Here is an 8,923-nt window from a genome sequence, read left to right as displayed (position 1 = left end):
CGGGGACGTGCTCGGGGACAGTGCGGCACCTCTTCTGGACGGGTCGGCCGTACGGTACGTGCCCCATCATGCCGGTTCCCGGCCCCGATACGGCGAAGGACGCCCCCGTGCCGGGCCGCGGCGCCGGGGACGTCCTTCGGAGGCGGGCCGGCGCTACTCCTCGGGCGCGTCGGCGGGCCGCAGGGAGCGGTAGCCGTCGTCGCGGGCGGCGCGCAGCGCGAGCACGCCGACGGCCGTGAGGGTGTTGTGGACGTGCCCGGCGAGGACCTTGGCGACGGCCTCGTCCAGGGGCACCCAGACGACCGGCATGTCGGCCTCCTCGTGCACCCGCTCGAAGTCGATCTCGCCGTCGGGGACCTCGGTCAGGTCGCGGGCGAGGAACACCCGGGACCGCTCGTCGGCCATGCCCGGCGTCGGGTAGATGTCGACCAGGGTGTCCCAGCGGGCGGCCCGGTACCCGGCCTCCTCCAGCAGCTCGCGGGCGGCGAGGTCGCGGAGCGGCTCGCCGGCCTTGTCCCGCAGGCCGGCCGGGATCTCCCAGAGGAGCCGGCCGACGGCGTGCCGGTACTGGCGGATCAGCAGGACGCGGCCGGCGCCGTCCAGCGCGACGATGCCGACCGACCCCTGGTGCTCGATGACGTCGCGGCGGGCGGTCTCGGTGCCGTCGCCCTTCGGCATGGTCACCCGGTCGCTGCGGACCTTGAAGATCGGGCCGTCGTAGGCGGTCTCGCTGCCGGTGACGTCCCAGCGCTCGGGCACGTCGCGGACGTCGGCCGGGCCGAGGCCGCGGGCGCGGTCCCCCGCGGGGCCGCTCACGCGCCGGCCCCGTCGGCGCCGCTGCCCTCGCCGCGGTCCGCGTAGGCGATGGCGGCCTCGACGAGGCCGGTGAACAGCGGATGCGGGCGGGTCGGGCGGGACCGGAACTCCGGGTGCGCCTGGGTGCCGACGAAGAACGGGTGGACCTCGCGCGGCAGCTCGACGTACTCGACGAGGCGGCCGTCGGGCGACAGGCCGCTGAACACGATGCCGGCCTTCTCCAGCTGCGGCCGGTAGGCGTTGTTCACCTCGTAGCGGTGCCGGTGCCGCTCGGACGCCTTGGCCTCGCCGTACAGCTCGCGGACGATGGATCCCTCGGCGAGGTCGGCGGGGTACATGCCGAGCCGCATGGTGCCGCCCATGTCGCGCTCGCCGGCGACGACGTCGAGCTGGTCGGCCATGGTCGCCACGATCGGGTCGGTGGCGCCCGGGTCGAACTCGGTGCTGCCGGCGCCGGCGACGCCGGCCAGGTCGCGGGCCGCCTCGATGACCATGCACTGCAGGCCGAGGCAGATGCCGAGCAGCGGGACGCGGTGCTCGCGGGCGTGCCGGATCGCGCCGAGCTTGCCCTCGATGCCGCGCACGCCGAAGCCGCCGGGGATGAGCACGCCGTCGACGCCGGCGAGCTCGCGGGCGGCGCCCTCGGGGGTCTCGCAGTCGTCGGACTTGACCCAGCGGATGTGGACCTTGGCGTCGTTGCCGAACCCGCCGTGGCGGAGCGCCTCGGTGACCGACAGGTAGGCGTCGGGCAGGTCGATGTACTTGCCGACGAGGGCGATGGTGACCTCGCGGGCGGGCTTGTGGACGCGGCGCAGCAGCTCGTCCCAGGCGCCCCAGTCGACGTCGCGGAACGGCAGGTCGAGGCGGCGCACGACGTAGGCGTCGAGGCCCTCGGCGTGCAGCACCTTCGGGATGTCGTAGATGCTGGCGGCGTCCACCGCCGACACCACGGCCTCGCGGTCCACGTCGCACATCAGGCTGATCTTGTGCTTGAGGCCGTCGGTGATGGGGCGATCCGAGCGGCACACGATGGCGTCGGGCTGGATGCCGATGGAGCGGAGCGCAGCGACCGAGTGCTGCGTCGGCTTGGTCTTCAGCTCGCCGGACGGGCCGATGTAGGGCAGCAGCGACACGTGCAGGAAGAAGCAGTTGTCGCGGCCGATCTCGTGCCGGATCTGGCGGACCGACTCCAGGAACGGCAGCGACTCGATGTCGCCGACGGTGCCGCCGACCTCGGTGATGACCAGGTCGACGTCGTCGCCAGCCATCCCGCGGATGCGGTCCTTGATCTCGTTGGTGATGTGCGGGATCACCTGGACGGTGTCGCCCAGGTACTCCCCGCGGCGCTCCTTGGCGATCACGTTGGAGTAGACCTGGCCGGTGGTGACGTTGGCCGACCCGTGCAGCTCGGTGTCGAGGAAGCGCTCGTAGTGGCCGATGTCCAGGTCGGTCTCGGCGCCGTCGTCGGTGACGAACACCTCGCCGTGCTGGAAGGGGTTCATCGTGCCGGGGTCGACGTTGAGGTAGGGGTCCAGCTTCTGCATGGTGACCCGGAGGCCGCGCAGGGTGAGGAGCCGGCCGAGGCTGGACGCCGTCAGGCCCTTGCCCAGGCTGGAGGCGACACCGCCGGTGACGAAGAGATGCTTGGTAGGACGCGTCCTACCGGTGGCTGCCGAAGGCAAGAAGTCACTCCCGTGGTCGTTGCGAGGCGGACGAAGCGCACTGTCCACGGGCCACCAGGATAACAAACGCCGATCGGTGCGCCGTCCGGGACGCGCCCGGACGGGCGAGGGCGGCCCCCGGTCGGTGCGCGGCGGCCCCGCCCCGCGGCCGTGCGGGCCGCGGGGGCGGGCGCGGGGCCGTCGATTCGGCGGTCGGCGCGCCTTACAGGCGCGGCGCGCCGGTCGGCATGATGGTGCGCAGCTGCCGGGTCAGCTCGTCGATCAGCGAGCGGGCCTGGTCGGCGGACTGGCGGGCGGCGTCGCGCTCCTGGGACAGCTCGGCGATCACCGCGCGCTGCTCGGTGACGGCCTGGGCGAGCTGGTCGACCCACTGGTCGCGCTCGGCGAGCTTCTCGGCGATGGCGTCGCGCTCGGCGGCGAGCTGGCGGAGGCCGGTGACGGCCTTCTCCTTCTCGCGGGCCTCGGAGTCGGCGCGGCCGCGCGCGATGGTGAGCTCGGACTCGGCGCGGGTCTGCGCCTGCACGGCCGTCTGGCGGGCGCCCTCGGCGGTGTCGCGGGCCTTGGCCATCTCGGCGAGAGCCTGCTCGGCCTTCTGCGCGGCGTCCAGGGCCTGCGCGGCGGCGTCGCGGGCCTGCTGGCGGTCGGCCTCGGCGGCGGCGATCATCTTCTGCGCCTCGGCGGCGCGGCGCTCGGCGTCCTGGGCGCGGCGCTCGGCGTCGCCGGCGCGGCTGTCGGCGCCCTTGGCGCGCAGCTCGTGCTCGCCGGCGCGCCGCTCGTGCTCCTTGGCCCGGCCCTCGGCGGCGGTGGCGCGGATGCGCGCCTCCTCCAGGTCCTTGGCGTGCTGGCCGACGGCGTGCTGGAAGTTCTTGACCGCCATCTCGGTCTCGGCGAGCTTGGCGCGGTGCTGGCCGAGGTCGCCGTGCGCGGCCTCCAGCGCCCGCGACAGCTCGGCGGCCTGCTCGCCGATGCGGTCGCGCTCGGCCTCGACGGCGCGGCGGCCGTTGACGGCGTCCTCGACGGCGCGCAGCGCGTCGTCGCGGGCCTCGCTCATCGCGTCGCGCTGGGTGATGGCCTGGCGAACGGTCGCCTCGGTCTCGGCGATGCGCTGCTCGGCCTGCGCGACGGCGGCCTGCGCCTGCTCCAGCTGCGCGCGGGCCTGGTCGGCCTGCGCGCGGTGCTGCTCGGCCTGGGCGCGGTGCTGCTCGGCCTGCCCGCGGGCCTGGTCGGCCTGGGCGCGGCCCTGCTGGGCCTGGTTCCAGGCGGCGGCGGCGTCGCGCTGGGCGTTGTCCTTCTCCTCCTGCAGCGCGGCGATCTGCTGGACGGCCTCGGCCTGCACGTCGGCGAGCTTGCGCTCGGCCTCGGCGAGCTTGCGCTCGGCTTCCACGGCGCGGCGGTCGGCCTGCTCGGCCTGCCCGCGGGCGCGCTGCACCTCGCCCCACGCCGCGGCGGCGTCGCGCTGGGCGGACTCCTTCTCGGCGGTGAGGGCCTGGATCTGGGCGGCGCTCTCCTGCTGGACCTCGCCGACGCGGCGCTCGGCCTCCACCACCCGGCGGTCGGCCTGCTCGGCCTGCCCGCGGGCGCGCTGGACCTCGCCCCAGGCGGCGGCGGCGTCGCGCTGCGCGGCCTCCTTCTCAGCCTGGACGGCGGCGACCTGCGACGCCGCGTCGTTCTGCGCCTCGTTGACCTTGCGCTCGCCGGCGACCAGCGCGTCGCCGACGAGGTCGGCCATCTGGCGCAGCCGCTCGACGATGTCCCAGGGCTGGGCGGCGGGCACGATCGCCTCGGCCTCGGGGGCGGGGCGGGGCGCCTGGGCGGGCCGCGGGGCGGCCAGGTCGGGCTTGCCGCCGGTGCGCAGGGGCCAGGGCGAGGCGGCGTCCGGAACGCCGCGCGAACCACCCGATCCGTTGAGCTCGCTCACGTCTCTCCTCGCCTGTTCGCCGCTCTCCTCGCCTGACGGCTCGCCGCATGGCTCACAAAAGGCACTCTAGTGCCGTCCCGCAGAACGTTTGCCCAGTTTGGGGTTTAGTTTCGTGATCCCCCCGGTCCCGCCGCGAAAGATCGCCCCCGGTTCCGGGCGGTCCGGGCCTACCCCGGGCGGGATGGAAGAATCTTCGGCCATGGAGGAGCTGCGCACCCTGTACCCGCCGATCGAGCCGTCCGAATCCGGGCTTCTGGAGGTCGGCGCCGGGAACGAGATCTACTGGGAGGTCTGCGGGAACCCGGCCGGCAAGCCCGTCGTCATGCTGCACGGCGGCCCCGGCGGCGGCTGCACCGCCGAGCACCGGCGCCAGTTCGACCCCGACGCCTACCGCATCGTCCTGTTCGACCAGCGCAACTGTGGCCGGAGTAGGCCGCACGCGAGCGATCCGTCGGTGTCGCTGGAGGACAACACCACCTGGAACCTGGTCGCCGACATCGAGCGGCTGCGCGAGCACCTCGGCGTCGAGCGCTGGATGGTGTTCGGCGGCTCGTGGGGCAGCGCGCTGGCGCTGGCCTACGCCGAGACGCACCCGGACCGCGTCACCGAGCTGGTGCTGCGCGGCATCTTCACGCTGCGCCCGTTCGAGCTGTACTGGTTCTACCAGGAGGGCGCCTCGCTGCTCGTCCCCGACCGCTGGGAGGAGTACCTGGCGCCGATCCCCGAGGACGAGCGCGAGGACCTGCTGTCGGCCTACCACGAGCGGCTGGAGTCCCCCGACCCCGCGATCCGCGTCCCGGCGGCGCAGGCGTGGGCGCGCTGGGAGGGCGCGTCGGTCACGCTGCTGCCGAACCCCGAGCTGGTGGAGCACTTCGGCGGCGAGGACTACGCGGTGGCGTTCGCCCGGATCGAGAACCACTACTTCGTCAACGAGGGGTTCCTGGAGGACGAGCAGCTCATCCGCGACGTCGACAGGATCCGGCACATCCCGGCCGTCATCGTGCAGGGCCGCTACGACCTGTGCACGCCCGCCGCCACCGCCTGGGACCTGCACCGCGCCTGGCCCGAGGCCGAGTTCCACCTGGTGCCCGACGCCGGGCACGCCTTCGACGAGCCGGGCATCCTGCACCGCCTCATCGAGGCCACCGACCGCTTCGCCCGCTCCTGACCCGCGTCCCGGCCCGGACGCCGCCACTGCGGCGCCGTCCGGGCCGGGGTGACACATCCCACAGAATCGATCGCGTCGCCGCCGGAATGGTGCGGCGCAAATCCCGCTAGCCGCGCCGACTGTTCACCGGAACTCTTCGCTCCGGCCACGTTCGACCCGCTTTTTGCGCCATTCCGGCCCTTCGCTAAATTCCCGGCCCATGGCACCGAACCCCGCGGCGGACCAGGTGGTCCTCCGGCGACCGGCGATCGAGGACGGGCCGCTTCTCTGGCGCCTGGCCCGCGACTCCGGCGTCCTGGACGTCAACTCCCCCTACGCCTACGCCCTGTGGTGCCGCGACTTCGCCGCCACCTCCGTCATCGCCCGGGACGGCGGCCGCGCCTGCGGCTTCGCCACCGGCTACGCGCGGCCGGACGCCCCCGACACCCTTTTCGTGTGGCAGGTGGCCGTGGACCGCGACCACCGCGGCCTGGGCCTGGCCCGCCGCATGCTCGACGAGCTGGTCCGCCGCCCGGCGCCGCGGCCCACCCGCTTCGTGGAGGCGACCGTCACCCCGTCCAACACCGCCTCGGCGGCCCTGTTCGCCTCCTTCGCCCGCGACCGCGGCTGCCCCCTGACCCGCACCCCGCTCTTCGCCCCCGCCCACCTCGACGGCCACGAACCCGAGCACCTCCACCGCCTCGGCCCCCTCCCGGACCGCCCCGCCGCCCCCTGACCGAACCGCGTTCGGTACCGTGGCGGGCGGGGAGTGCCCGCGCGGGCGCCCGGGAGGAGACACCGGTGGTGATGCATGACTGACGGCGCGGCCATCGCGGGGCTCGGCATGACCGAGCTGGGCAAGGTGTACGGGCGCAGCCCGCGGCGGCTCGCGGCCGACGCGGTGCGGCTGGCGGCCGCCGACGCGGGCCTCGCCCTGGCCGACCTGGACGGCCTCCTGGTCAGCCACGGCATGGGCGGCTCCCCCGGCATCGAGCTCGCCGACGCGCTCGGCCTGCGCGACCTGCGGCTGCTCACGCAGATGAACTCCTTCGGCGCGACCGCCGGCGCGATGATCTCCTACGCGGCGATGTCGGTCGCCTCGGGCGCGGCGTCCACCGTCGCCTGCGTGTTCGCCGACGCGCCGCTGAAGCCGAAGCAGTCGGCGGGCTCGGCCTACCACCGCGACGCGCGCGAGTGGTACGGGTTCGGCGGCATGACCGCGGCGCTCGGCCTGCGCAGCGTCAACGCCTTCTACGCCCTGGCCGCGCAGCGCCACATGGCGCGTTACGGCACGACGAGCGAGCAGCTCGGCGCGATCGCCGTCAGCACCCGGCAGTGGGCCGCGCGCAACCCGCTCGCCCAGATGCGCGAGCCGATCACGATCGAGGACCACCAGGCGTCCCGCTGGGTCGCCGAGCCGCTGCACCTGCTGGACTGCTGCCTGGTGTCCAACGGCGCGATCGCCGTCATCGTCACCTCCGCCGACCGGGCCCGCGACCTCGCCCGCCCGCCGGTGCACGTCTGGGGCTGGGGGCAGGGCCACCCCGGGCACCGCAAGGAGCGCGGCAGCGGCTTCGGCCTCACCACCGGCGCCGCCACCTCCGGGCCGGTCGCGATGAAGATGGCCGGGGTGACCGTCGACGACATCGACGTCTGCGAGCTCTACGACTGCTACACCTACACCGTCCTCGTGTCGCTGGAGGACTACGGCTTCTGCGCCAAGGGCGAGGGCGGCGCGTTCGCCGCGTCCGGCGCGCTCGGGCCGGGCGGGACGCTGCCGACCAACACCGGCGGCGGGCAGCTGTCGGGCTACTACATGTGGGGCATGACGCCGCTGTCGGAGGCGGTGATCCAGGCGCGCGGGGACGGCGGCGAGCGCCAGGCCGGCAAGAACGACGTGATCCTGGTCAGCGGCAACGGCGGCATCCTGGACCACCACGCGACGCTGATCCTCAGCCCGCACCAGAAGGGGGCCTAGGGATGGGCATGGACATCGGGATCCTGCGCCGCGACGGCCGCACCGACCCGTTCTTCGACGGCGCCGCCGCGGGCCGCCTCACCGTCCGGCACTGCGCCGCCTGCGACCACTGGATCGCCCCCGGCGAGGCGTCCTGCCCCGGCTGCGGCGACGAGGACCCGCGGTGGCGGGACGCGTCCGGCGAGGCGACGCTGGTGACCTGGACGGTCACCCACGGCCGCCCCGCCGCCGACGGCACCGCCCCGCCGCCCGCCGTCCTCGCCCTGGTGGAGCTCGCCGAGGGGCCGTGGCTGCACACCCGCCTGGACGGGGTCGACGCCGCCGAGCTGCGCGAGGGCCTGCCGCTGAAGGCGGTGTTCGCGCATCCGGAGGAGGGCGAGTCCTACCTGCTGTTCCGCCCTGCGTGACACTGGGGGCATGGGCCTCACCACGTTCTACCCGCCGATCGAACCGCACGACTCGGGGATGCTCGACGTCGGCGACGGCGACCTCCTCTACTGGGAGGTGTCGGGGAACCCGTGCGGCAAGCCCGCCGTGCTCGTGCACGGCGGGCCGGGCGCCGGGACGTCCCCGCTCCACCGCCGCGTGTTCGACCCGGCGGCCTACCGAATCGTCCTGTTCGACCAGCGCAACTGCGGGCGCAGCATCCCGCACGCGAGCGAGCCGGAGATCGACCTGTCGGCGAACACGACCGCGAACCTGGTCGCCGACATGGAGCGCCTCCGCGAGCACCTGGGCGTCGACCGGTGGCTGGTGTTCGGCGGCTCGTGGGGCAGCACGCTGGCCCTCGCCTACACCGAGGCGCACCCGTCGCGCGTCACCGAGCTGGTGGTGCGCGGCGTCTACCTGGTGCAGGAGTCCGACGAGCCGTGGTGCTACGCCGAGGGCGGGGTGTCGCGGCTGTTCCCCGACGCCTGGGAGCGGTTCGTCGCCCCGATCCCCGAGGACGAGCGCGGCGACCTGATGGCCGCCTACGCGCGGCGCCTCGCCTCGCCCGACCCGGCGGTGCACGGCCCGGCCGCGCTCGCCTGGACGCACTGGGAGGACTCGGCCGGTGCGCTGCTGCCGCGCCCGCTGGACGGCGACGTGCGCGCGGCGCTCGCCGTCGCCCGCCTGGAGAGCCGGTACTTCGGCGCGGGCTGCTTCCTGGAGCCGGGGCAGCTGCTGCGCGACGCCGGGCGCCTGGCGGGCGTCCCGGGCGTCATCGTCAACGGGCGCTACGACCTGCTGACGCCGCCGGACGCGGCGTGGGCGCTGCACGAGGCGTGGCCGGGGTCGGAGCTGCACCTCGTCCCCGACGCCGGGCACGCCTTCGACGAGCCGGGCACGCTGCACCTGCTCATCGGGGCCACGGACCGCTTCCGCCCCTGGACCGAATGACG

At 74.7% G+C, this 8,923-nt stretch carries 8 protein-coding genes; 5 read left to right on the top strand and 3 right to left on the bottom strand.

All coding sequences use genetic code 11. The features are described from left to right. Positions 1 to 153: 153 nt before the first annotated feature. From K1Y72_RS02150 to K1Y72_RS02140, 3 genes are all read right to left on the bottom strand, one after another. Positions 154 to 816, bottom strand: coding sequence for an NUDIX domain-containing protein (locus tag K1Y72_RS02150; RefSeq protein ID WP_220162633.1), 663 nt, complete (start codon positions 814 to 816; stop codon positions 154 to 156). Continuing rightward, positions 813 to 2,498: a CTP synthase gene (pyrG, locus tag K1Y72_RS02145; protein ID WP_220162632.1), complete on the bottom strand. Its 1,686-nt coding sequence runs from the start codon at positions 2,496 to 2,498 to the stop codon at positions 813 to 815. Before pyrG ends, K1Y72_RS02150 begins: the two co-directional genes overlap by 4 nt. 202 nt (positions 2,499 to 2,700) lie before the next feature. Continuing rightward, entirely contained in the window at positions 2,701 to 4,416 is a 1,716-nt protein-coding gene (locus K1Y72_RS02140) for a coiled-coil domain-containing protein (protein ID WP_220162631.1), read from the bottom strand. A 208-nt stretch (positions 4,417 to 4,624) separates the two neighbouring features. Between K1Y72_RS02140 and pip (K1Y72_RS02135) the strand changes: the two genes are divergently transcribed. From pip (K1Y72_RS02135) to pip (K1Y72_RS02115), 5 genes are all read left to right on the top strand, one after another. After that, the gene (gene pip, locus K1Y72_RS02135) at positions 4,625 to 5,584 is read left to right on the top strand and encodes a prolyl aminopeptidase (protein WP_220162897.1); all 960 of its coding nucleotides are present in this window, start codon (positions 4,625 to 4,627) and stop codon (positions 5,582 to 5,584) included. Between the two features lie 199 nt (positions 5,585 to 5,783). Beyond that, complete coding sequence (gene ectA, locus K1Y72_RS02130) at positions 5,784 to 6,299, top strand: diaminobutyrate acetyltransferase (protein WP_220162630.1); 516 nt, start codon at positions 5,784 to 5,786, stop codon at positions 6,297 to 6,299. A gap of 75 nt (positions 6,300 to 6,374) precedes the next feature. Then, positions 6,375 to 7,541 carry a thiolase family protein gene (locus K1Y72_RS02125; RefSeq protein ID WP_220162629.1) on the top strand — a complete coding sequence of 389 codons (1,167 nt, stop codon included), beginning with the start codon at positions 6,375 to 6,377 and terminating at the stop codon, positions 7,539 to 7,541. Positions 7,542 to 7,549: 8 nt separating this feature from the next. Beyond that, entirely contained in the window at positions 7,550 to 7,948 is a 399-nt protein-coding gene (locus K1Y72_RS02120) for a Zn-ribbon domain-containing OB-fold protein (RefSeq protein WP_220162628.1), read from the top strand. Between the two features lie 10 nt (positions 7,949 to 7,958). Then, positions 7,959 to 8,921 (top strand): prolyl aminopeptidase, encoded by a 963-nt coding sequence (gene pip, locus K1Y72_RS02115; protein ID WP_220162627.1) that lies wholly within the window; start codon positions 7,959 to 7,961, stop codon positions 8,919 to 8,921. Positions 8,922 to 8,923 lie beyond the last annotated feature (2 nt).

Source organism: Actinomadura parmotrematis (assembly GCF_019458805.1).
Lineage (GTDB): Bacteria > Actinomycetota > Actinomycetes > Streptosporangiales > Streptosporangiaceae > Spirillospora > Spirillospora parmotrematis.
This window is presented reverse-complemented; position numbering and strand designations above follow the sequence as displayed.

Coding starts and splice junctions, on each gene's coding strand:
- pip (WP_220162627.1), top strand. CDS start 7,959: ATGGGCCTCACCACGTTCTACCCGCCGATCGAACCGCACGACTCGGGG.
- ectA (WP_220162630.1), top strand. CDS start 5,784: ATGGCACCGAACCCCGCGGCGGACCAGGTGGTCCTCCGGCGACCGGCG.
- K1Y72_RS02125 (WP_220162629.1), top strand. CDS start 6,375: ATGACTGACGGCGCGGCCATCGCGGGGCTCGGCATGACCGAGCTGGGC.
- K1Y72_RS02120 (WP_220162628.1), top strand. CDS start 7,550: ATGGACATCGGGATCCTGCGCCGCGACGGCCGCACCGACCCGTTCTTC.